This window comes from Spirochaeta isovalerica, from assembly GCF_014207565.1.
Classification (GTDB): domain Bacteria; phylum Spirochaetota; class Spirochaetia; order DSM-2461; family DSM-2461; genus Spirochaeta_F; species Spirochaeta_F isovalerica.
Genome location: NZ_JACHGJ010000002.1, coordinates 383,268 through 405,259 on the forward strand (window position 1 = coordinate 383,268; position 21,992 = coordinate 405,259).

21 protein-coding genes are annotated in these 21,992 nt (G+C 47.9%); 9 read left to right on the forward strand and 12 right to left on the reverse strand.

The features are described 5' to 3' along the window. Positions 1-146: 146 nt before the first annotated feature. Positions 147-674, forward strand: a complete 528-nt coding sequence (locus HNR50_RS06650) for a hypothetical protein (RefSeq protein WP_184745126.1) — start codon at positions 147-149, stop codon at positions 672-674. Positions 675-835: 161 nt separating this feature from the next. Next, on the forward strand, positions 836-1,468 hold the full coding sequence (locus HNR50_RS06655) for an L-threonylcarbamoyladenylate synthase (RefSeq protein ID WP_184745128.1): 633 nt from the start codon (positions 836-838) through the stop codon (positions 1,466-1,468). Positions 1,469-1,472: 4 nt separating this feature from the next. Here HNR50_RS06655 and HNR50_RS06660 read toward each other — a convergent pair whose 3' ends face one another. The 4 genes from HNR50_RS06660 to HNR50_RS06675 all read right to left on the reverse strand — a co-directional run bounded on the left by HNR50_RS06660 (position 1,473) and on the right by HNR50_RS06675 (position 5,345). Beyond that, positions 1,473-2,399, reverse strand: coding sequence for a DMT family transporter (locus tag HNR50_RS06660; protein ID WP_184745130.1), 927 nt, complete (start codon positions 2,397-2,399; stop codon positions 1,473-1,475). Between the two features lie 98 nt (positions 2,400-2,497). Next, on the reverse strand, positions 2,498-3,457 hold the full coding sequence (locus HNR50_RS06665) for an AEC family transporter (RefSeq protein ID WP_184745132.1): 960 nt from the start codon (positions 3,455-3,457) through the stop codon (positions 2,498-2,500). Position 3,458: 1 nt separating this feature from the next. Further along, entirely contained in the window at positions 3,459-4,217 is a 759-nt protein-coding gene (locus tag HNR50_RS06670) for a TSUP family transporter (RefSeq protein WP_184745134.1), read from the reverse strand. Beyond that, positions 4,218-5,345, reverse strand: coding sequence for an aldo/keto reductase (locus HNR50_RS06675; RefSeq protein WP_184745136.1), 1,128 nt, complete (start codon positions 5,343-5,345; stop codon positions 4,218-4,220). It abuts the gene before it with no gap. Positions 5,346-5,437: 92 nt separating this feature from the next. Between HNR50_RS06675 and sbcB the strand changes: the two genes are divergently transcribed. Beyond that, positions 5,438-6,895, forward strand: coding sequence for an exodeoxyribonuclease I (gene sbcB, locus HNR50_RS06680; RefSeq protein ID WP_184745138.1), 1,458 nt, complete (start codon positions 5,438-5,440; stop codon positions 6,893-6,895). 54 nt (positions 6,896-6,949) lie between these two features. On the opposite strand, the gene HNR50_RS06685 is transcribed toward sbcB, so the two are convergent. The 4 genes from HNR50_RS06685 to HNR50_RS06700 all read right to left on the reverse strand — a co-directional run bounded on the left by HNR50_RS06685 (position 6,950) and on the right by HNR50_RS06700 (position 9,673). Beyond that, the gene (locus tag HNR50_RS06685; RefSeq protein ID WP_184745140.1) at positions 6,950-7,138 is read right to left on the reverse strand and encodes a hypothetical protein; all 189 of its coding nucleotides are present in this window, start codon (positions 7,136-7,138) and stop codon (positions 6,950-6,952) included. Positions 7,139-7,174: 36 nt separating this feature from the next. Continuing rightward, positions 7,175-7,378 carry a hypothetical protein gene (locus tag HNR50_RS06690; protein ID WP_184745142.1) on the reverse strand — a complete coding sequence of 68 codons (204 nt, stop codon included), beginning with the start codon at positions 7,376-7,378 and terminating at the stop codon, positions 7,175-7,177. 322 nt (positions 7,379-7,700) lie between these two features. Next, positions 7,701-9,071: a TolC family protein gene (locus HNR50_RS06695; RefSeq protein ID WP_184745144.1), complete on the reverse strand. Its 1,371-nt coding sequence runs from the start codon at positions 9,069-9,071 to the stop codon at positions 7,701-7,703. Further along, positions 9,068-9,673 (reverse strand): TetR/AcrR family transcriptional regulator, encoded by a 606-nt coding sequence (locus tag HNR50_RS06700; RefSeq protein WP_184745146.1) that lies wholly within the window; start codon positions 9,671-9,673, stop codon positions 9,068-9,070. Before HNR50_RS06700 ends, HNR50_RS06695 begins: the two co-directional genes overlap by 4 nt. A 74-nt stretch (positions 9,674-9,747) precedes the next feature. On the opposite strand from HNR50_RS06700, the gene HNR50_RS06705 reads away from it, so the two are divergent. From HNR50_RS06705 to HNR50_RS06720, 4 genes are all read left to right on the forward strand, one after another. Beyond that, positions 9,748-10,797 (forward strand): efflux RND transporter periplasmic adaptor subunit, encoded by a 1,050-nt coding sequence (locus HNR50_RS06705; protein WP_184745148.1) that lies wholly within the window; start codon positions 9,748-9,750, stop codon positions 10,795-10,797. Positions 10,798-10,800: 3 nt separating this feature from the next. After that, complete coding sequence (locus HNR50_RS06710; protein WP_184745150.1) at positions 10,801-13,875, forward strand: efflux RND transporter permease subunit; 3,075 nt, start codon at positions 10,801-10,803, stop codon at positions 13,873-13,875. Between the two features lie 265 nt (positions 13,876-14,140). Next, positions 14,141-15,331, forward strand: coding sequence for a type III PLP-dependent enzyme (locus HNR50_RS06715; protein WP_184745152.1), 1,191 nt, complete (start codon positions 14,141-14,143; stop codon positions 15,329-15,331). 123 nt (positions 15,332-15,454) lie between these two features. Further along, positions 15,455-15,907, forward strand: a complete 453-nt coding sequence (locus tag HNR50_RS06720; protein ID WP_184745155.1) for a bacteriohemerythrin — start codon at positions 15,455-15,457, stop codon at positions 15,905-15,907. Here the strand turns inward: HNR50_RS06720 and HNR50_RS06725 are convergent. From HNR50_RS06725 to HNR50_RS06740, 4 genes are read right to left on the reverse strand one after another with little or no spacing between them, the layout of a single operon-like run. Then, complete coding sequence (locus HNR50_RS06725; RefSeq protein WP_184745157.1) at positions 15,891-17,057, reverse strand: geranylgeranyl reductase family protein; 1,167 nt, start codon at positions 17,055-17,057, stop codon at positions 15,891-15,893. The two genes, HNR50_RS06720 and HNR50_RS06725, sit on opposite strands and share 17 nt — an antisense overlap. Continuing rightward, on the reverse strand, positions 17,054-17,782 hold the full coding sequence (locus HNR50_RS06730; RefSeq protein ID WP_184745158.1) for a LolA family protein: 729 nt from the start codon (positions 17,780-17,782) through the stop codon (positions 17,054-17,056). The genes HNR50_RS06725 and HNR50_RS06730 overlap by 4 nt, the downstream gene beginning before the upstream one ends. After that, the gene (locus tag HNR50_RS06735; RefSeq protein WP_184745160.1) at positions 17,779-19,005 is read right to left on the reverse strand and encodes an adenylate/guanylate cyclase domain-containing protein; all 1,227 of its coding nucleotides are present in this window, start codon (positions 19,003-19,005) and stop codon (positions 17,779-17,781) included. Before HNR50_RS06735 ends, HNR50_RS06730 begins: the two co-directional genes overlap by 4 nt. A gap of 37 nt (positions 19,006-19,042) precedes the next feature. Next, the gene (locus HNR50_RS06740; RefSeq protein ID WP_184745162.1) at positions 19,043-19,708 is read right to left on the reverse strand and encodes an alpha/beta fold hydrolase; all 666 of its coding nucleotides are present in this window, start codon (positions 19,706-19,708) and stop codon (positions 19,043-19,045) included. A 198-nt stretch (positions 19,709-19,906) separates the two neighbouring features. On the opposite strand from HNR50_RS06740, the gene HNR50_RS06745 reads away from it, so the two are divergent. Together HNR50_RS06745 and HNR50_RS06750 are read left to right on the forward strand one after the other, a co-directional pair. Next, entirely contained in the window at positions 19,907-21,037 is a 1,131-nt protein-coding gene (locus tag HNR50_RS06745; RefSeq protein WP_184745164.1) for an N-acetyltransferase, read from the forward strand. A gap of 14 nt (positions 21,038-21,051) precedes the next feature. Next, positions 21,052-21,978 (forward strand): acyltransferase domain-containing protein, encoded by a 927-nt coding sequence (locus HNR50_RS06750; protein ID WP_184745166.1) that lies wholly within the window; start codon positions 21,052-21,054, stop codon positions 21,976-21,978. Positions 21,979-21,992: the final 14 nt, after the last annotated feature.

Here is a 21,992-nt window from a genome sequence, read left to right on the forward strand (position 1 = left end):
TCCTGCAATATATTACTGATTGTTTCATATTAAACAGAATTATAAGTCTGTACTTTTGATATAACAAGCGGGAAATCTATTAAACCGAGATTTTACGCCGGAAGTCCGGTTGTGAAATTTCTACTTGCCTGTATAATCTAAGTCATATGAAAAAAATAGAATTGGAAATTCCCGGATTTTACAGCATTATCCCCATGAAAGAATTCCGCCGGACGCCCGGCGTTGAATTTCACATTCTCACGAAAGAGAATACGCCCCGCGTCGATGGAGTCGACCGGGTGATACATAAATCCGATGCGCAGTCCCCCGGTCCGGTCGGAGATGTACTCCGGCCCTGGTATACCCATCCCCATCAGGAGGATAACCTCATCGTTCTCTACGGAAAGAGAATCGTCGATGTCTATCACCGGCCTTCCTGGACCATGATGACCTTTACGGTCACGCCCGATTACATCGAATATGAAGGGGAGGTTATTTACGACAAGCCGGCGATTCTGGTCTGGAAAAGAAATGTCTTTCACAGAATCATCAGCGGGAAAGAGGGATCGGCCTCTCTGAATCTGGCAACGAGATATGAGGGCTTTGATGTAAAAACCAATTTCAGCATTTACGACCTGGATACCGAAACGGGTAAGTTTCATGTTATCCGGAAAGGGGAGCTGGACCAGTTTTAAAGAAGATAATCCGATGAATCTCCCTATTTATCATAGAGGTTCGTCAGTTTTTCAATTACTGCATCTCTCTCAGTATCCCGAATACGTCCGGAATTCTCTTTCGGATTCAAATGGATTTTTTAAGCTTCCCTTCTTTTTAACTGTGATACATAATATCACTCATGATTGAGTATGTTCAGCCCCACGACCCCGATGACCGCATTATTAAAAAAGCCGTTTCCATTCTCGAAGAAGGCGGCATCATAGCCTATCCGACTGACTCAAGCTGGGGAATCGGCTGCTCCAGCGAATCGGCTAAAGGACTGGAAAAGCTCTCGCGGCTGAGGGAAGATAAGAAAACGCAATTCTCCCTTATATGCTCCAGCATAAGCCAGATGAGCACCGTCGCCAATATCGATAATCAGAGTTTCCGGATCATAAAGCAGAATACTCCCGGTCCTTTTGTCTTTGTTCTCAAAGCGATCCGGAAAGTTGAGAAAATGATAGGGGAGAAGAGGGCGGAAGTCGGCTTGAGAATTCCGGCCCACGAAATCCCGAAACGTCTGGTCGATGTTCTCGGCGCCCCTCTTTTTTCCATAACAGCCAGTAAGGACATGATGGATGTCTATGGCCTGGACGCTGAATATCCCGAGGAAAATCTTCTGGAATGCGGTTGGGAACTGGAGAACATCAGAGGCATCGATTTGATCATCGATTCCGGCGAAGCTCTTGAAAAAAGCCTCTCTACCGTTCTGCGCCTCGATGGAGGGGTTGTGGAAGTCCTGCGCTACGGCGACGGTAAGCTGGAAGAATAATCTTTCACAATCTCCAGTTTCTCTTTATTCTTCTGCTCTGGCTTAACAGTACTCCGAGGATAACCACTATCGCCGCGCCGGTCTGTACCGGATTCAGTCCTTCCCCGATCAGTATCCAGCCGAAAAGAATCGCCGTTACGGGAACCAGATTGATAAAAACCGATGCTTTGGATGCCGGCAAATGACTCATGCCCCAATTGTAAAGGGCAAAGGCTCCCAGAGAGACAAAAACACCCATGTAGACCAGTAAAATAATCAGTTCAGGCGTCCAGATTTCCCGGCTTGTCCGGAACAGCGAAAAGGCTGCCGGACTGAAGAAAATAAAACCCGTTACCATCTGCATGGCCGTCAGCGTGAAGGGGCTGTACCGCCCGCTCATTTTTTTCACGATGACCATATTGGCTGCCCCGAAGATCATGGCCATGAATTCGAGGCTGTTGCCCAGTACGGGATTGGACGCCTGGCTCCCCGAACTCTGACTCAGGGTCAGGACGACAACGCCCCCTATGGAAAGCACCATTCCCATTATTGTTTTTATCCCTATCGTTTCCTTGAGAAACATCCAGGCTCCCAATGCGACGAGAACGGGAACAACGGCAGCAACGACGCCGGCCTGGGAAGAGGTCGTATAAACGAGGGCGTTGGACTCGAAGAAGAAATAGAGACAGGGCTGAAACAGAACCATGGGAATCAGCAGCTTCCAGTCGCCTTTCCGGTAGTGGCGGGGATAGAGTTTTCCTGCGAAGGGAAGAATCGCCAGTACGGCAAAAATCTGCCGGATCCAGACGAGCTGTCCCGGCTCTAATGACCGTAAAGCGACTCTGGTTCCCGCAAAGGAACTCCCCCAGAGTATGACGGCGCCCATTATGGCGGTTATGGGCAGAAGAATGCTTTTCACTTCCTGTTTCAAGGGTTCTCTTATCTCATCCATAGGCTGAATATATCCGGAATGGAAAAGAATGTATCCTGTGAAAATGATAATTTGCGAAAAAAGTGTAGGCCGGAACCGTTTCTTTTAAGAGAAACGGTTTACAGCAGCGGAATTATCTTGGAAAGAACAGGAATGATAATGACCAGAGACCCGTTGGATATAAGCCATAGGGAGTTTGCCAGGTCCAGATTCAGTTTGTAAACTGAAGGCGGTACAAGGGCGACAAAAGCCACGGGCATCGATGAGAGTATGACCACCGTTTTTAATGGAAGGCCTCCTGCAATTTCATCCAGACCGAAGAGAAAGGACAGCCCAATCATGAGCACAGGAGTTATAAGCGATTTCACAAGTACGATTATCAATCCCTCTTTCCAGTATTTTCCCACGGCGCCCAGTCTCATTCCCAACCCGATGGAGAAAATAAGAAAATAGGTCCCCAGAGGAACGAGAATCCCGTTAATCCTTTCAAAATAAGCCGGTCGGTCCAGACCGGAGTAATTGAGAAGCACACCGATGACCATGCTTAAGAGAGACATGATGACGAAGGGATCGACAAACATTTTTCTGAGAGTCTCTTTCATGCTCTCTTTTTTCCCTTCCCCGTAGCTGCAGCGCCGCGCATAGGGAAAACCGAATCCGAAATACCAGATTTTTTCAAAGAACATATAGAAGGAAACCAGAGCGAAAGCTTGTTCTCCCAGAAAAAGAAAAGAGAGAAGTCCTCCTATGGATCCGAGATTCGTGAAGCCTCCGGAAACAAAAAAAACCGCACCGTCGCGCTTATCTTTTTTCAGAATTCGGGAAAAAAACAGAGCGATGAAAGATCCGGCAGCCAGAGCTGACATCCCGAGAAAAGGAAGGGCTACGATACTCAGGTTTCTGATAGGAGCGATCCAGATACTCGTCGCCACCGTAAAAGGAATAAAACCGGCGATGACCAGTTTCTGAAGGGATATTCTTATTTTCCCGTTCAGCTCTTCCGCAATAAACTGCTTTGTTCCATAACCGGCTGCCAGACAGAGAAAAATCATAAGTAAATAGGAGACCATGCTGTTCATATCAGAAAAACTCCTTCCAGATAATTCTGGCTATTGTGGCTGCCACGACTATGAGGAAAAATACCCGGATAAACTTCGTGCTGTGTTTGATCACCAGGTGGGATCCCGTCCAGGCTCCGGCTATCTGTCCCGATCCCATAAACAGGCCTGCGAGAAAAACAACTTTTCCCCCCATGATAAAAACGGCGAGCGATACGATATTGCTGGTGAAATTCATAATCTTCGTGGTTCCTGTCGCTTTTTTCAGGTTCAGGCCCAGAAGAACGACCAGGGCGATCGTCCAGAACGATCCGGTCCCGGGACCGAAAAAGCCGTCGTAAAAACCGAGCAGCAGACCGAAAACCGGATAGAATATATAGCGGGCCATGCCGACCTGGCGATCATTGGCTCCCAGCTCGGGGCTGAATAGCGTATAGAGAAAGACAGCCAGAAGAAAAAGCGGTATGGCTTTCATCAGGAAATCGGCTTCGATCATCTGGATGAGGATCGTTCCCGCCGCCGCACCGGCAAAAGTGAAGAGAACGCCGAGCCATGTCTCCTTCAGGGTGAAAAGCCCTTTCCGGTAATAGCGCCAGGCCGAGGTCACGCTTCCGAAACTGGCCTGGAATTTATTGGTGCCCAGCGCCAGATGAGGCGGCAGCCCCAGGGAGAGGAGTACGGGAACGGTAATGATGCCTCCGCCTCCGGCTATGGAATCGACGAAGCCCGCCAGAAAGCCGGTCGCCGCCATAATCAGGGCTGTCAGTAAAGTAATTTCCATCTATGCTCCGAGGGCCAGATGGCTCTCTTTCAACTGTTTTCTTATTTTGATTTTCTGGGGGCATTTGGTTTCGCAGAGGCCGCAGTCCGTACAGGCGTCGGCTCTCTTCCCTTTGACCCACTGGTTGGTTCCGATCTCCGCGTATCCTTTTTTCGCGAAGTCGGTAATACCGTAAATCTTATGGTAGTTCATCATTTTAAAGATATGGGGAATATTGACTTCCGCAGGACAGGGCATACAGTAGTTGCATCCCGTACAATAGAGGTCGGCCAGCTTGCCGTTTTTCTCCATCAGTTCGGAAATGGCAGCAGCTTCATCGGCGGCCAGCTCCGCTCTTTCCTCTGAAACAGAGGCGTTTTCCCGCACCATGTCGATGTTTTCCATCCCCGAAAGGGCACAGTCGATATGGGGATTGGAGAAGACATATCTCAGGGCCAGTTCCACGCTGCTTTTCACTTTGATGCCCAGAGATTCGGTTACTTCCTCAGGCAGACCGGCGACTCTACCGCCGCCCAGAGGACCCATGACGATGACGCCCAGACCTTTTTCCGCTGCGTAGGCAATAGCCTCGCTGTTGCTTCTGTCGATGAGGTTGTACTGACAGAGAACCGATTCGAAGTGCCCCAGATCAATCAGTTTGATCATATTTTCCGGTTTGTCGTGAAAGGAGAAGGCTATGTGGCGGATCAGTCCCTCTTTCTTTGCTTTTTTCGCTTCTTCCAGCCATCCGGTTTTCTCATCGATTTCCAGAAACCCGTCGTAACCGATGCCGTGGAAATGGTAGAGATCCAGATAGTCCGTATCGAGGCGCTTAAGCTGCTCTTTGAGAAATTTCGTATAGTCGCCCGGTTCCTTGACCAGATGGCTGGGGCACTTGGTGGACAGGTAGATTTTGTCCCGGAAGGATTTGATCGCCTTACCGACCGCCTCTTCGCTTTGAAAATCGTTGTAGAACCAGGCCGTATCGAAATAATTGACACCCAGCCTGTAGGCTTCGGCCAACATCCCGTTCACCTTCTCCTGATCGACGATCTTTTTGTCGCCCTGATCGATCATGGGCAGGCGCATGCAGCCGAATCCCAGAGATGAAATTTCGATTCCCGTATTTCCCAGCGGTCTGTATATCATGAATGAACTCCTGTTGAAATTTGTATGGGAAATGGTAACCTATCTGTTCTCTCTGTTCAATCATTACAAGAGCCTGTATAATCGAAAGCACTATGATGCAGACACTTCTTTGGTACGATATCGAAACTTTCGGCCGCGACCCCGCCTGGGACAAAGTCGCCCAGTTCGCCGCTGTCCGGACCGACAGCAATTTTGAACCCATAGAAGATCCCATTGTCCTGTATTGCAAGATTACGCCCGATTATATTCCCGATCCCATGGCGTCTCTCATTACGGGGATTACCCCCCAGGAGACTCTGGAAAAAGGAGTTACGGAATACGAGTTCATCAAAGCTATCAATCAGCAGTTCATCCGGCCCGGCACCTGCGTCGCCGGGTTCAACAGCATCCGTTTCGATGACGAGTTCATCCGCAATCTCTATTACCGCAATTTCTTCGATCCTTATGTCCGCGAATGGGCGGGCGGCAACAGCCGCTGGGACATCATCGATCTGGTGCGGATGACTCACGATCTGAGGCCCGAAGGGATCAGCTGGCCGGTAAATGAAGAGGGGAGACCGGTTTTCAAACTGGAAGAGCTGACGGCTGCCAACGGCCTGAGCCATAAAAACGCCCATGACGCCCTCTCCGACGTGTACGCCACGATCGATATGGCCAAACTGATTCACGAAAAGCAGCCCAAGCTGTTCAAATACTATTTCAAGCTGAGAAAAAAAAATGAAGCGGCGGCGCTGATCGATCTGCATAATCCCAAACCGATCCTTCACACATCTTCCATGTTCACAAATGGAAAGGGATGCACGGCCATCGTTCTGCCGCTCACGGTCGATCCCCACAACCGGAACTGCATACTCTCTTTCGATCTGTCGGAAGATCCGGCTCCTCTTCTTGAATTGTCCGTTGATGAGATCCGGGTGAGAATCTTCACCCGTCACGATCATATGCCCGAAGGGGTGTCCCGCATTCCCGTCAAAGGGATTCATCTGAATAAGTGCCCGGCTATCGCCCCGTTGAGTACTCTCACTGACGAAGATGCTGTCCGCATCGGCATTGATAAAGAACTGGCCATGGCCAACTATGAAAAACTCCGGAAAGGGGAAAATCTCATTCAGAAACTGCACAAAGTTTATGACAGGAAATTGACCTCGGACAAGAGCGACCCCGACTTTCAGATATACAGCGGCGGTTTTTTTCACGATGACGATAAAAAGAACTTCCGGAAGATTCACGAGCGGAAAGGCCGGGAGATTTTTAATAACGATCTGGTTTTCGAAGATCCCCGCATTCCCGAGATGCTCCGCCGTTTCCAGGGACGCAACTTTCCCGAAACCATGACCGAAGAGGAAAAAAAGCGGTGGATCAGTTTCTGTGCCGGCCGCATCCTCATGCCTCCGGTCGACGGAGAAACATCGGATTTCGGAGAATTCAACAAGCGGCTTGAAACCTACAGGAAGAGCCATCAGCTTTCAGCCAAGGAAAAAATGATCATCAAAGCGTTGGGTGAATATTCCGATTATCTGAAAAAAGAAATCCTGGAATTCGGAGAATAAAAAAGGGAGCCGCAGGCTCCCTCATTAATCTATTCAACTAAACTGGTGGTGTTATTATGATGCAATAGCCAGTAATCTATTGCCAGTTTCAACGAGAAACCGTCCGGCCGCTTCGATAACTCTGTTTTTTCTCAGCGAAGCGGTCATTCTGTAGATCCTTTCGGCTTCAGCGTACTGCATTAATCTCTCTTTTCTCTGGAGAGCCATCAATTGTTCATCGTAAAGACTGAATTGGTTTAACATGATAAATCCTTTTATAGTAACCGTGCCCGAATCCTTTCAGGCAATTTCCAGAAGGCGGGTTCCTGTGGAAACCAGCGCCTTACCCGTTTTGTGAAAAATGAAAGTGGCAACTTTGCCGTGCTTCTCAGACCTGATCTTTTTTTTGAACGAAGTCATTCTCAGTTGATCAGAGGTGCTGTAAAAATCATCCATTTTCATTTTTGATAGAAGCAGCAATAAGTAAGTGTCATTGTTCAGCATACTTAGTCTCCTGATTATGCCGGGACAATCCCGTAGTTCGAAAAAAAAAGCCGTATGCGCCTTCATTTCTGAAGTCGTTTACGGCTTTATCCAGTCCCTGTCCGGGTATAAAAAAAGCCGCAGCCCCTGCAATGGCTGCGGCGTGATTCAACTCTATTGAAAATCAACAGCGCACAGGCGCATTACAGTTTGAAAATGTCTTTTCAAAGCAATCTGATGTTCTTTTATTCATTTACCTGTGCTCCTTAATTTAGATTCCCTTTCGGTTAATAGCAGTATCGGATGATTCTCCGCAAGGGTCAATGGTACAAAATAATTATAATTATTGTTTCACACTTCCCGTTATATGGTCGAGTTGAAAGCCCGTTGTTCCCAGGCTTATCATTTCCCGGAAAAGGCTGACTTGACGGGCGTACATATCTATCTGCGATTTCAGGTACTCCTTTTCGTCTCCATAACCGGACAGCCACTCTTTTTCTTTCTGTTCTATAATCCGCTCATCGGTTAACAGCCGTTCCCTGTAATAATCGATGTTTATTTCATTGAGTTCCATATCCATCAGGCTCTGGCGTATAAATTGTTCAATTTGTTCCATAGCCGCTTCATAGGATGCTCTTGAAGCCTGTTCATCATATTCAGCCGCTTCACCGGCGAAGTACATGGCTCCACCATCGCCGAGCGGGCTTCTTATGGCCAGGGAGAGAGTCAGGTTCCCCTTATCATCGTCCTCCCATCCCTCCTGGATAAAAGGGAAGAGGGAACCGCTGTAACCCAGTTCCATATGAAACGCCAGGTCCGGTTTGAAGTAAAACTCTCCCTTCCGGATCTTTTTTTTGTATTCATCAGCCTGAACCTTATGGCGGAACATGGCGAGGTCTCTATTCTCGCTCAGAGCTTTGCCGAAAAGATTTTCCCAACTCTCCCTGTCTCCGGTTTCCAGAGGCTCCGTCCTGATCATGACGGGACTCAGTTCTATCCCCGTAAGATAAGTGAGATTGAGAGTCGTGCTTTTTATCTGCTGCGAAATTTTCCTGATTGCCAGGTCTGATTCCCTCAGGCTGTTTTCCACTTCCAGGTATTCGGTCCGGAGGATCATGCCGTTGCTCAGGCTGTCGGAAGCTATCCCTTCGAGTCGCTTAACCAGTTCATTCTGTTTGCTCAGCGCCAGCTCGATCTCCTTTAAATAATGAAGGACGTGGCTGTTGATCAGAATTTCCGTTTTTATCTGATCTTCGGTTTTTCCCCTGTCTTCCAGGGCCGCTCCGGCTCCCTCTTTTGCCGCTTTGATGGAATTGAGGATTTTCCCCCAGGTAAAGATCGGCTGGTCGAGGACCAGTTTGAAATCGTAATAGGTGTTGCCTGTCATTTCGAATACGACATCCTCTTCCGGCATGGAGATGACTAAAGGGCCGGGCAAAACCATCTCACCCAGAGCCCCGGCTTCAACCGTAAGCGTATCGGGATTGGTTATATAACTGAGATTGGATTCAAAGTCTACTGTCGGTGCGGACCGGCTTATCGCTTCTTTCACCCTATAGGACGAGGCTTTCCAGGCCGCTTCTTTTTCCGCCAGATCCGCGCTATTGGCCAAAGCCGTCTCAATAAGCTGATCAACGGTGTAAAATGTCGTCTGTGAGTAGGCCGGCAGGCACAGTGCGGCCGGCAGCATGAGCAGAAGTAAGATTTTTTTCATATGACAGTATCCTCCAGAGCCCTGTATTCCTCTCTCCCCGTTTCGGAAAGAACGCCTTCAAGAAGGATCTTTTCAATAAAGAAAAACAGATCGAAAGAAGAGTCTTTAATCCCGTACCGGCTTTCCATGGTCATGAAAACCTCAATTATACCCAGCAGAATGTAGGGGGGTGTTTCGTCTTCAAGCTCCTTGCGGAGTATGCCTCTGGCCACCCCCTCTTTCATGACTTTTCCGGTGATATCGATAATGTGCTGGCTTATGGCGGGAAAAATGATTTCCTGAATCAATCCGTTTTCCGAGGCAATCTTCGTCAGAGGGAAATCTCTGGAAAAGGAATGGGCCGCATAGAGGATCAGTTTTTTCAGTTTCAGGGTAAATGGGCAATCCTCATCATCGGCAATAACCTGAAGATCGTCCAGAATCTGGTTCAGTTTCAGTTCTATCGCTTCTTTCATCAGCTCGAACTTGCCGGGAAAGTGGTTGTACAGTGTTTTTTTAGTAATTCCAAGGTTGTCGGCTATCTCTTCCATGGTGAGGTTTTTATACCCTTTTTCCATAAAAAGACGGGAAGCCGACTGAAGCATCAATTCTCGCTTTGACATTTCTTTCTCCACATATTACACTATTATAGTATATATAGTGTAAAAATGAAAGTCCTTTGAAGGAAGAGTAATATATGTCGTCAAGAAGTATTCTGGGTAAATCCCTATTCTTATTTATTGTGGCGCTCTCGGCAGCGGCGCTGATTCTCATAACATCTCTCAGGAAGGAAGCTGTCAGGGAAGAACCGGTTCTGCCCGTTGAAACCCTCATCCCTTTTCAGGGCGATCTGGAGAAGATAATCACCATAAGCGGCTTTGTCGAGAGCGAAACCACCGTTACGGTTCTCCCCAGAATCGGCGGGACTCTTGAGGATATTTCCGTTGAAATGGGAGACCCAGTTGAGAAAGATCAGGTTATTGCCCATATCGATAGTGAGCCTTACACGCTTTCCTACAACCAGGCGAGGGCAGCTTACCTGGCGGCTGAATCAACTTTCAAACGCGTATCTTCTCTATATGCGACCAAATCGGTCTCCCAGCAGAACTATGACGAGGCCAAGGGGAACTTCGATGCTCTGCAGGCTTCATACGAACTTGCCGAGCTTAACCTCAGTTATACAAATCTCAGCTCGCCGGTTAAAGGCGTTGTTCTGCAGAAGCATGTGTCCCGCGGTTCCATGGTGGCGCCTCAGGTCCCCGTCGTGACCATAGGAGATATTGAGAACCTTCGCGTCAAATGCGGCATTCCGGAAATCCATTATTCCTATTTTCAGAAGCAGGGGCGTTCCATGGAAGTTAAGATTCGGGTCCCTGCCATGGATAACAGGGTTTACAGTGGGACTATCAGCCATATCGCTCCCTATGTATCCTCCCAATCGAGAAATTTTTCCATTATCTGTGGAATTGATGATGAAGAGCTGACGTTGAGACCGGGAATGTTTGCCTATGTGGAATTTGTCATGGATAAGAGAATCGGCACATACTATCTGCCCTATAAAGCTCTTTCCGGAGGGGGGCTCTGGTATGTCGATGAAGAAAATACGGCCCGGTTTGTCCCTTTTGAGCCACAGTTCGGCAACGATGAGTTCTTTGAACTTCCCGCTGATCTGGCTGACAGAAAATATGTACTCAAAGGCCAGTATTTTCTCGAAGAAGGTAAAACTGTCCGGCTTCTGGGAGAGTGATAAATGAAAGTTTCCGATTTTGCCATCAAACATCCCGCCATTATCTCCATTCTGCTGGTCGTTCTTCTTCTCTTCGGAGTTATGTCAGCCATACAGCTGCCCCAGGATTACCTGGCGGATATCAGTCTGCCCACTGCCATGATTCTGACAACCTATCCCGGAGGAAGTCCCGGAGACATTGAACGGGAAATAACAAAACCTCTGGAAGATGAACTGAGCACTATTTCGGGACTGGACGAAATCTCTTCCGTTTCTCTCAATTCCCTATCGAATATCATCCTTGATTTTGAGATGGGGCAGGAGGTCAGCGACCGGCTGATCGATATAAGGGAAAAAATCAACAACGTTCTCCCCGACCTGCCCGAAGGAATATCGGGATCGCCATCGATCGTGGAGTTTAATTCATCAGTCAAGCCGATTTTTATTTTTACTGTTGAGACGGCCATGACAAATGATGATCTAAGCCTGTTTATCGATGATATCCTCAAGCCGGCCATAGCCAGGATAGACGGCGTCTCCGAGGTTTCGATAAACGGCCTGAGGGAATCGATCGTGCAAGTGGAGCTGGACCTTGATCGGCTTGAGGCTCTGGAGATTCCCGTGCTCGATATTTACAATGTCCTCAGATACAGCAACGTCGCCTTTCCCGGAGGTGATGTTCAGTTCCAGGGAAACCGGACAACCATCAGGACCGAAGGGGAATACGGCTCTCTCGATGATTTGAGAAATGTAGTCGTCTCCTTTGCCGATGAGCAGTATATCCGTTTATCCGATGTGGCTTCCGTTGAAAGAGTTCTGGAAAAACCCGATCTCTATGCGGTCAACAAGGGAGAAGAGACCATCACGGTCAGCATCATAAAAAAGAGAAAAGCCGATACGGGTAAAATCGTTGCATCCATAAATGAGGTACTGTCGGAGATGGATGATCAGGTGGATTTTTCCGTGCTCCTCGATGACAGCCGGAATATCAATCTGTCCATAAATTCGGTTCAGCGCTCGGCTCTGCTCGGGGCTTTTCTGGCAATTCTCGTTCTCCTTCTGTTCCTTCATAACGGAACAACGACGCTTATTGTCGCAATTTCAATTCCCGTTTCCGTACTGATGGCTTTTATCGGTTTAAAGTTGAAAGGCCAGACCATCAACCTTCTGACTCTGGGCGGCATGACTGTTGCCATCGGCATGATTGTTGACTCCTCGATTGTGGTACTGGAAAATATTCACAGGCACTTCAAAGCTGGAAAATCAGCTATGGAAGCCGCTTCAATCGGCACTTCGGAGGTGGGGGGGGCTATTATCGCTTCGACATCCACCTCGCTGGCCGCCTTTATCCCCATATTGTTCCTGGAGGATTTTACGGGGATTGTTCTCAAAGATGTGGCTCTGACAATCATTTATTCCCTGACCGGCGCCATGTTCGTGGCCATCATAGTGGTTCCCTTTCTTTCGTCGAGAATATTGAAGGAACAGAAAATGAAAGAGGGCGGTCTCGCTCAGAAATTGAGCCGGTCCATTGAATCGGTCATCGATTTTATGACGGAACAGTATAAAAGAATGCTCCATTGGGCTCTGGAGAGCTGGAAATTTATACTTGTTGTCGCCTTTCTCGTACTCGGACTGACCTTCCTGGTTTTCAATATGCTCGGATTCCAGTTTCTTGAGGCTACGGATATGGGGGAAATCCAGATCTCCATCGATTTTCCCGGAAGCTATTCAATCGAAGAGAGCCGAGACAAACTTCTCGAAATCGAAGATCTCATATACAGAGAGGTTCCGGAAGCGACTGGCGGACTCTTCTATGCGGGACTTAACAACTTTTTCGCAACCAGTCCCGTGCCCGACAGGGGATTTGTCTCTCTCTCGCTCTCCTCTCAGGGAGAGAGAAACAGGGATGTTTTTGAAATCATTGATTTGCTTCAGTATGAAATTCCCAGGCAGATCACAGATATTGATGTCTCTGTTGTCAACGGGGGCTTGAGTTCTCTTATGGCTGTGGCCACCGGAGGTGAGGGGTACAGTCTCGAACTCTTCGGATCCGATATGGATATCCTCATCGAAACTGCCGAGACTCTTGTCCGGATGCTGGAAGAAGACCCCGATGTGGACCGCGCCGATATGAATGTCTCCTTTACATCGGGAAGTCTCGTTTCCCGTCTCGATCTGGGAGCCATGGGGGAACTGGGGGTCGTTCCCTATGAAGCCGCCATGACGCTCAGAGCTGTATTTCACGGACTGGATTCGGGTGTATACAGGGAAGGGGACAGCGATTATCCCATATTTCTAACCACGCCCTATGCCGGAGGCGCTGTCGGAGAAGATGCTTTCTACCGGCTCTTTGCCGATTCGCAGACAGGCAGGAAGATCTCCTTTGCCACCATTGCAAACCTTGAGTCGGAAAGATCCCTTGATACCATAAACAGGAAAAATAAAGTCCGCTCCGTACAGGTGACGGCCATTCCCAGAGGGTCGGATATCCGGGGCATCAGCACCAGAACGGCTCAATTCATAAAAGACCGGGGACTTCCCCCCGGCGTGAAGTGGCAGATTGCCGGTCAGTCGGCAGAGACGTTCAATTCCTTTAAATCTCTTCTCGCTGCTATGGCCATTGCCGTCTTTCTGGTTTACGTCGTCATGGTCATACAATTCGAACGGTATACGCAGCCTCTGGTAGTCATGGCATCGGTCCCCTTCTGTATCATCGGCGTAGCCGGAGGTCTGCTGATTTTCGGATCCGGTCTGTCCATCGTTGCATTTCTAGGGACAATCGCGCTGGCCGGGATAGTCGTGAATAACGCCATCGTCATGATCGACTATATCAACCTGCTGAGAAAAAGAGATTCCATGGAACTGAAAGAGGCCGTTCTGTACGGCAGTTCCTCCCGCCTGAAACCTATCCTTATGACAACCCTGACAACCGTTCTGGGGGTTATCCCCATGGCAGTCGGGCTAGGTGAGGGATCGGCCATTTACGGGCCTCTCGGACAGACCATAGCCGGAGGGTTGATAACCTCTACATTTATCACCCTTTTTATCATTCCCATCCTCTATTTCCGACTGGAAAAAAGGAAGGAAAAAAAATAGAAAAAAGTTTCTCATATCGCCTTTTATGTCTTCCCTAAAAAGGCGATATATAATATCACTTCTTAGGCTGTAAGCCACGGCCAGAAAAGGGATTCCTTTGCTGACCGCTTATTTTATTCAGATTGTGATGCTGTTGAGGAAAACAGTGTCCTCGAGTCGACCACCCTGTCTGGTTATATGGTTTGAATGTTAATAAGCGAGATCGGTAGAAAAGATCCCGGAAAACAACCATGGACAGTTCCCGGCTCGGATCAGGAGGTGTTCTATGGTTATCGAAGAAAAAGCCGGTAAGCCTTACAATTTCCCCCTTTCGCGTTTCGTCTCCAAGACAAGATTCGAAAAAATAAAAAAATTCTCCGAAAATGTTCAGACCCCTTTTCTACTGGTGGATCTCAACATCATAAAAAAGAATTATCAGAGCCTGACAAAAAACATGCCCCTGGCCAAGGTGTATTATGCCGTCAAGTCAAACCCGATGGAGGAAGTCATTCTGCTTCTCCGCGATCTGGGATCGAATTTCGATGTGGCCACAGTCTATGAGCTCGATCAGCTGCTAAAGCTGGGGATCAGTCCCGACAGAATCAGTTTCGGCAACACCATAAAAAAAAGCCGCGATATAGCCTATTTCTACAATAATGGCGTAAGGCTTTTCGCTACTGATTCGGAAGAGGATGTGAGAAAAATCGGAGTCAACGCACCGGGATCAAAAGTATTTTTCAGAATACTGACGGAAGGAACAGGCGCCGACTGGCCTCTTTCCAGGAAATTCGGAACTCACCCCGATGCCATTCTGGGGCATATTTCTCTTGCCCAGGAAATGGGACTTGAACCTTACGGGCTCTCATTTCATGTGGGATCCCAACAGCGCGATATCGGAGAATGGGACGCGGCTATCGCCCACTGTACCTATATATTCAATGCCGCTGCCGAAATAGGCATAAAGCTGAAGATGATCAATCTGGGAGGCGGTTTCCCCGCCAAGTATATTCAGCCGACGCCGAAACTTGAAATCTACACGAAGGAAATCATGCGCTTTCTCTCTGAGGACTTCGGCGATGATATTCCCGAAATCATTGTGGAACCGGGGCGTTCTCTGGTCGCCGATTCAGGCGTCATCGTCTCCGAAGTCATAACGACGGCCTATAAATCAAAATACTCTCCCAGCAAATGGGTGTATACGGATATCGGGATGTTCGGCGGACTTATCGAGACTATGGATGAATCCATCAAGTTTCCCATCTACAGCGAAAAAGAAGGGGATGCGATCGATGTCATCCTGGCCGGACCGACCTGCGACAGTATGGATATACTCTATGAGGATTATAAATACCAGCTGCCCGATACTCTGACAGAGGGTGATAAGCTCTATTTCATTACTACGGGAGCCTACACTCAGAGTTACAGTTCTGTGGGGTTTAACGGCTTTCCTCCTTTGAAAGCCTTTGTATTGAAATAAATTCTGAAAAGGCCGGAACGGCTTCCTGTTCCGGCTTCATTCAAAAGAAATGTAGAAAAAAAGACATATATCCTGTTCCGGATTGTTTTGGAAATCAATTTTTTGTGTAAAAATCTTATTGTTATGAAATCAAAAGACACCGAAATTCTCGATATTGCGTACAGAATCAATATTGATGAGATCGATGAACAGCATTCCCGCTGGCTTGAAATATATCAGGAATCTCTTTCACTCGCTTCAGGTCATGATCATGATGATGAGACTCAGGAAAAAATGAAGATCCTGGTCGCTAAAATGTACGAATATGCCCGCGCTCATTTAAAATTTGAAGAAAAATTTATGGAGAGCATAGGATATCCCGGATTGGTTGAACATAAACTGCAGCATCTGGAACTGGATAAGAGCATTTCCGATCTTTTTGTGAAACTCTTTAACGGGGATCCTATTGATAAAGAGAAGCTCATATCTCAGATAAAGGTCTGGCTTTATCAGCATATCCTGGATCACGATAAGAAGATCGCCGATTATGTTTCCGAGAAGGGGATTGATGTTTCGGAAATTACCGGGTCCGATTAAGCATTCCTGTTTTTTTTATACTCACGGAAAGGATAATCAAAGGCAGCTCCAGCATCGTCATCAGGAAAAAAGATCGATATGACCGGTCGCCTCTCAAAATCTCAAAGTATCGTTTCATCACTCTTTCATCGGCCAGGAGCCGGCCGTAGACGAGACTTTCAAAACGGGAAGACACCCGAGTCATCCTTTCCGACCATATAAGGTTGTTCCCGATCTTTTTCAATAGGCTACTCTTATACCCCTGAACTGCACCATCCCGGCTTTTGGCTTCAGTTGCCTTTTCCGCCGCCAGACGACCTGATATCAGGGCATTGCGTATACCTTCTCCGCTGAATGAATCGACCAGCCCTGCCGCATCTCCCGCAAGCATGATCCGCCCGGTAGCCAATTCGTGTTTGAGATTGGATACGGGAATAAAACAGCCCTGAGGTTTTTCGGCCTGATCCAGATTATGGGACGCCAGAAATGCTTTGTACACATGGCGCAACTCTTTAGCCGATGCCGCCTCTCCTCCGATCCCGGCGGAGATAAACTCTCCTTTGGGAAACAGCCAGCCGTATCCCTTCCTGATAAACCCGAAATCGAGTTCCACGACAGGTTTTTCGCTCTGCCTTATAGGATGTCCATTGTCTGCAGGGTGGGAAATAAGACAGAAGCGGGTCTCCGCTTTTGAAAAAGGGTCCCTTACAGATTTTGCTGTAGGGCTGAAAAAACCGTCGGCGCCGATACAGTACCGGCTGTAATGAGTTCCTTTATCCGTTTCGATTTCCACAAGCCCGCTGGTCTCCCGGACCGCGCGGCATGTCTCCTGACTGAAAACGGCTCCCTGCGAAAGAGCCTGTTCAAGCAGATAATTGTCAAAATGAATTCGCCGGATCATATAAGCTACGGGTGTTTCGCTTTCTATCAAATGGATCTGATTCCGGTAAACCGACCTCATGCCATAGCATTTCTGCTCAATCAGATGCTCCGGCAGATCTTCGCCCAATTCTTTATATGCCGCGGCAGATAAGCCTCCTCCGCAGGGTTTGTCTCTGGGGAAACTTTCTTTGTCGATTACAAGAACGTTTAAACCCAGTTCCGCTCCTTTTCTCGCGGCCGATGAACCGGCAGGTCCGGCTCCGATGACAATCAAATCATGTATTTTCACTCTTTAAGCTCCAGCGGAAGGTCAATATTGTTCCTGATTCCCAATGTTTTGAGATTTTCGGCTTCGTAACGGACATGGAAAAGCTCCCGGGGCAGACCTGTATTTATCAGATAGGACCGCCAGACGACATGCTGAACCAGATTTCTTCCCTCGAAAGATTTTGTGTAAAGAGGCATCAGATTGTTTTTTGAGATAAACAGAACTTCTCTGGTTATGCCATTTTCCGGTTCATTAAGACTGAAATCAAACAGCCACCCTTCGGCCTCAACGGTAAATATGAGGCGGCTGGAATCTTTCAGACCGACAAGGCGCTCCCAGGCCGCAATCGCATCGCTCTGATCGAAAGCCACGCCGCGAATCGTTGTAGCCAGAGGACTGTCCTTTTCCACTTTGACGGCAAAGGGCGAAAGTATTCCGCCTTTCCTGCCCGTTACTTTCCCGTCCTCCTCCAGGACAGCTATGCTGCCGTCATCGCCATTTCTGTTTCCCCTGATAATGTCCATGCGGATGAGTCTCGGTTTTTTAAAATAGAAATTAATATAGCGTATTTCCTCTTTTCGGCCTTTCACGCTCCACTCGTACATCCGGCACTGGTAGTCTTCAATTTCTGAAAGCATCTTTTCCATTCTTCCGACGATCCGCCAGGGATCTTCATTTTGCTGAGCCGGGAGCAGAGAGAGGACAAATAAGGTAAATGTATAGATCAATACTGATTTTCTTTTCACTTTTTCAAACCCGTCACTCTGTACACCCGGACCGGTTCGGGCTTTCCTCTCAGCTGAAGGGATCCCATATCCTCGGTTACCACATGTTCGCAAATCTCCTCACAGGTGCGGCTGCTGATGACAACCGTGTCCGGATCGGCAACGGTCTGGAGGCGTGATGCCGTGTTGACCGTATCGCCGATAGCCGTAAAATCCATCCGCTTCGGAGAACCTATATTCCCGATAATGACTTTCCCCGTATCAATCGCTATGCGGGTATGGAAAGAAATGGAGTCTCCTCCTTCTTTCTCCCAGTCCCCCTGAAGTTCTTTCAGCCTCTTCTGCATGGCCAGGGCGCAGCGAACCGCGCTGAGAGTGTCGTTCTCCCTCTGGTTTATCGCTCCGAAAATGCCGATTACCGCGTCACCTACGAACTTATCCACCATTCCGCCGTATTCGAAAATAACGTTGGACATTTCCTCCAGATAGCTGTTAAGTCTGATGATCACTTCTTCCGGCTCTTTGAGGGACAGCAGTGTCGTGAAACCTTTGATATCGGAAAAAACGACCGAGACTTTCTTAAGGCTACCGCCGGGCTGCAGTACCTCGGGATGCTCGATCAGTTCGTCTACGATATTGTAGCTCAGGTAGCGCTGAAGCATGGAGCGGAGTTCCCTCCGCCTGTTCTGCTCCTCGAGCATCTCTTTCTGGCCGATGAGAATATTGTCAAATTCCTCGTGTTCCTCCCGCGCCAGGTAACCGCTGACTATGGCTATGAGATTGATGAAGAGGCTTCGGAGAGCCAGGTCCTGAAGGGAAACCGGCAGATCCCTCAGAAGAATCGAAGCTGTGTAGAATGCGGAGAAGAGAACTCCCGATATAATAACCCCTTTCATCCCGAACCGGGCTGCATGGGATATGAGAAGGATAATGTACCAGAGATAGATGTCCTGACTGCCTCCGGCATAAATCAGAACAAGGGAAAAGATGATATCCATAATCGAAGAGATGACAGTCATGATGGCAATGAAATCCGTTCTTTTCCTGACCAGCAGATGAAGGGTCAAATTGTACCCGACAGCCAGGGGCAGAGCCAGATAGAAAACTGTAAAGGGAATAATCGGCGATATGAACTGAATGGCTGAACAGGAAACAATCAGCCACCACCGGAGCACAACTCCGGTCCGTTCAATGAAAAAAGCTCTTTGATTCGGGTCCAGAAATCTCTGCCGGTAACTGTCCATAATATAATTATAAACGGAATACCGGGAAAAACCACATTTATAAAAGGATCTTCAAGAGCTCTTCCGTATGGGTGTACATAGGCATATGATCGCTGGGGATCGTAAAGGTTTTCCACCCCCTGTTTCTCACGGAGCGCGCGACTTTCCGGAGCAGGGGAGTAAAAGTCCACTCATCATCTTTCGAGGTGCACTCGATATAGATCGGATTCAGATCGTCCAGCGAAGAGTCGCTGTAATGAACGGGAGTGAAAAGAGTCTTGAGAGGGTGGCTGCAGTAACGGCTGTCGGTTTCGAAAAAAGGCGGAATCATATTTTCCTCACCCATAACGTGGGAGTAGGCTTTTATCTGCCTTGTGATTTTCTCTCCGGCTATATGGGAAAAAGACTGCCCGGACCGGGGAACGAAAGCATCGATATATACAAGTTTCCCGATTCTGTCTCTGTGTCTTTCTGCTACGGCCGTAGCCGTCATTCCGCCGAAGCTGAAACCGGCCAGATTGATGGAGCCTTCCGATTGCCCGATTATAGAGGATATGTGGTCGATGAAATCAGTCAGGTCTATCTGTCTGCCTTTTGCGGAACCCATTCCCGGCAGATCGGGAGCAGAGGAATCGATCCCCAGATGGTTCAGGCGTTCCTGTACGGGGGTCCACTGCCAGGAACCTCCCCAGCCGCCGTGGATGAATATCCATTTTGCATTCATGCCATCAAATTATACTTTCGCCGGACGGCGGTCAATAGTTCAAAATAAACGAGTGAATGTTCATTTTGAATAAAATTTAACGAGCGAGCACTCAATCTTTATTTTTGGGCCTAAAAATTAAATTTTACACGGTTCTTCATCCTTGATTCTCTTAATAGCAAGCGGTTAATATAATGAACTGATACTGGAGATATACTGATGAGTGAAGAAATTAAGATTGTTCCTGTTTCGTCAAAAAAAGATTTAAACCGTTTTATCAAGTTCCCCTGGACGGTTTACCGCGGTGAAAAAACTTATGAAAACTGGGTCCCGCCGCTGATTCTCGGAGAGAAAGACCTCTTCAATAAAGACAAAGATCCTTTTTACAAACATGCGGAAACTCAGCTGTTCCTCGCCTATAAAGGCGATAAGCTGTCGGGAAGAATCGCCGCCATCGTCGATTATGCCTACATCGAGTACCAGAAAGACAACTGTGGCTTTTTCGGATTCTTCGAAGCGCTGGAAGATCAGGATGTCGCCGATGCTCTGTTCAAAGCTGCCGAAGAGTGGGTTAAGGAAAAGGGATACAACACAATCAAAGGTCCTATGAATCCGACGACAGGCAAAACAATTGGCTGTCTCATCGATTCCTTTGATATCCCGCCTATCATCGAAATGCCCTATAACACAGAATACTATCCTCCCATGATTGAGAAATGCGGATATGGAAAATCCAAGGATCTCTTCTGTTACCGCATGGATAAGAGTCTCAAAATCTCCGACAAAATGATCAGAGTCTCTGAAATCGTCAAGAAGAGATACAATGTCACGATAAAACCCATAGATATGAAAAAGTGGGATGAGACCATAGAGTTGCTTCGCGATATGTACAACGAAGCCTGGGCGGACAACTGGGGGTTTGTTCCCTGGGAGAAAGAGGAGTTCGAGTATCTGGCTAAAGATCTTAAAATGATCGCCATTCCCGAACTGGTGCTCATTGTATATATGGGCGATGAACCGGTCGGCTTTACCATACCTCTTCCCGATTTCAATCAGATTTTTATAAAAATGAACGGCCGGCTTTTTCCGACCGGTCTTCTGAAAATCCTCACAGGGAAGAAAAAGGTCGATATGATCCGGACAGCCATCCTCGGTGTGCGAAAACACGCCCAGAATAAAGGTCTCGATGCTGTCCTGGTCAGAGAAATCTATGAAAGAGGGGATCGCATGGGAATGCGGGGCTCTGAACTTTCCTGGATCCTGGAAGATAATATCAATTTAACGAACCTTCTGGAAAACTGGGGTGCCGAGCACTACAGAACATACAGAATATACGAAAAGACAATTTAACTGAGGTAATGAAAGTGAAAACATGTTTTCTGTTTCCCGGTCAGGGGGCGCAGTATCCCGGCATGGGAAGAGATTTGTGGGAAAATAGCGAAGAAGTTAAAGAACTGTTCAAGACAGTCAGCAATATAACCGGTAAAGACATGGCTGATCTCCTTTTTGAGGGATCTGAAGAAGACCTCAAAGCTACTGACAACACACAGCTGGCCATAACTCTTGCCAATGTCAGCTCAAGCATAGTGCTGAAAGAAAAAGGTATTGAAGCTCATGGCGCTGCAGGATTCAGTCTCGGGGAATACGCGGCACTCTGGCAGGCGGGAATCCTCGGGACGGAAGACCTTTTCCGCATTGTTAAAATGAGGGGAGAGGTTATGGAAGCAGCCTGTAACGCTCTTGACGGTCCGGAAGGCCGGCCGGGAATGGCTGCCGTTGTCGGACTCGCTTCCGCCGATGTGAAAGCCGCGCTTGATAAAGTATCCGGTACCATTTATATGGCAAATGATAACAGTCCCATACAGACTGTTATCGCCGGAGAGGCAAAAGCTCTTGAAGCCGCAGAAGCCGTAATGGATGAAGCCGGAGCCATGAGATATGTTGTTCTGAAAGTATCCGGTCCCTTTCATACTCCGTTTATGGATGGAGCCAGACAGGATTTTGTCGCCAATCTGAAAGATTTTACATTTAAGGATCCGATCATTCCCGTTTACAGCAATGTAACGGGGAAAATCATAGCAAGCGGTTCGGAGGCTAAAGAGCTGGCGGGAAGCCAGATCATTTCGCCGGTACAGTGGGTGGCTGAAGAACAGTCGATACTGGATGACGGATATGAGCGCATTCTCGAAGTCGGACCAGGTATGGTTCTGACAGGGCTGTGGAAATCTTTCTACCGGAAGATGAAATGCCAGCCTGCTGGGAAAATTGACGCCATAGAGAAATTAGTATAAAAATAACTCTATAT

Excerpts from the sequence above, each read along its gene's own strand:
- HNR50_RS06650 (WP_184745126.1), top strand. The coding sequence starts at position 147 with ATGAAAAAAATAGAATTGGAAATTCCCGGATTTTACAGCATTATCCCC.
- HNR50_RS06655 (WP_184745128.1), top strand. The coding sequence starts at position 836 with ATGATTGAGTATGTTCAGCCCCACGACCCCGATGACCGCATTATTAAA.
- HNR50_RS06660 (WP_184745130.1), bottom strand. The coding sequence starts at position 2,399 with ATGGATGAGATAAGAGAACCCTTGAAACAGGAAGTGAAAAGCATTCTT.
- HNR50_RS06665 (WP_184745132.1), bottom strand. The coding sequence starts at position 3,457 with ATGAACAGCATGGTCTCCTATTTACTTATGATTTTTCTCTGTCTGGCA.
- HNR50_RS06670 (WP_184745134.1), bottom strand. The coding sequence starts at position 4,217 with ATGGAAATTACTTTACTGACAGCCCTGATTATGGCGGCGACCGGCTTT.
- HNR50_RS06675 (WP_184745136.1), bottom strand. The coding sequence starts at position 5,345 with ATGATATACAGACCGCTGGGAAATACGGGAATCGAAATTTCATCTCTG.
- sbcB (WP_184745138.1), top strand. The coding sequence starts at position 5,438 with ATGATGCAGACACTTCTTTGGTACGATATCGAAACTTTCGGCCGCGAC.
- HNR50_RS06685 (WP_184745140.1), bottom strand. The coding sequence starts at position 7,138 with ATGTTAAACCAATTCAGTCTTTACGATGAACAATTGATGGCTCTCCAG.
- HNR50_RS06690 (WP_184745142.1), bottom strand. The coding sequence starts at position 7,378 with ATGCTGAACAATGACACTTACTTATTGCTGCTTCTATCAAAAATGAAA.
- HNR50_RS06695 (WP_184745144.1), bottom strand. The coding sequence starts at position 9,071 with ATGAAAAAAATCTTACTTCTGCTCATGCTGCCGGCCGCACTGTGCCTG.
- HNR50_RS06700 (WP_184745146.1), bottom strand. The coding sequence starts at position 9,673 with ATGTCAAAGCGAGAATTGATGCTTCAGTCGGCTTCCCGTCTTTTTATG.
- HNR50_RS06705 (WP_184745148.1), top strand. The coding sequence starts at position 9,748 with ATGTCGTCAAGAAGTATTCTGGGTAAATCCCTATTCTTATTTATTGTG.
- HNR50_RS06710 (WP_184745150.1), top strand. The coding sequence starts at position 10,801 with ATGAAAGTTTCCGATTTTGCCATCAAACATCCCGCCATTATCTCCATT.
- HNR50_RS06715 (WP_184745152.1), top strand. The coding sequence starts at position 14,141 with ATGGTTATCGAAGAAAAAGCCGGTAAGCCTTACAATTTCCCCCTTTCG.
- HNR50_RS06720 (WP_184745155.1), top strand. The coding sequence starts at position 15,455 with ATGAAATCAAAAGACACCGAAATTCTCGATATTGCGTACAGAATCAAT.
- HNR50_RS06735 (WP_184745160.1), bottom strand. The coding sequence starts at position 19,005 with ATGGACAGTTACCGGCAGAGATTTCTGGACCCGAATCAAAGAGCTTTT.
- HNR50_RS06740 (WP_184745162.1), bottom strand. The coding sequence starts at position 19,708 with ATGAATGCAAAATGGATATTCATCCACGGCGGCTGGGGAGGTTCCTGG.
- HNR50_RS06745 (WP_184745164.1), top strand. The coding sequence starts at position 19,907 with ATGAGTGAAGAAATTAAGATTGTTCCTGTTTCGTCAAAAAAAGATTTA.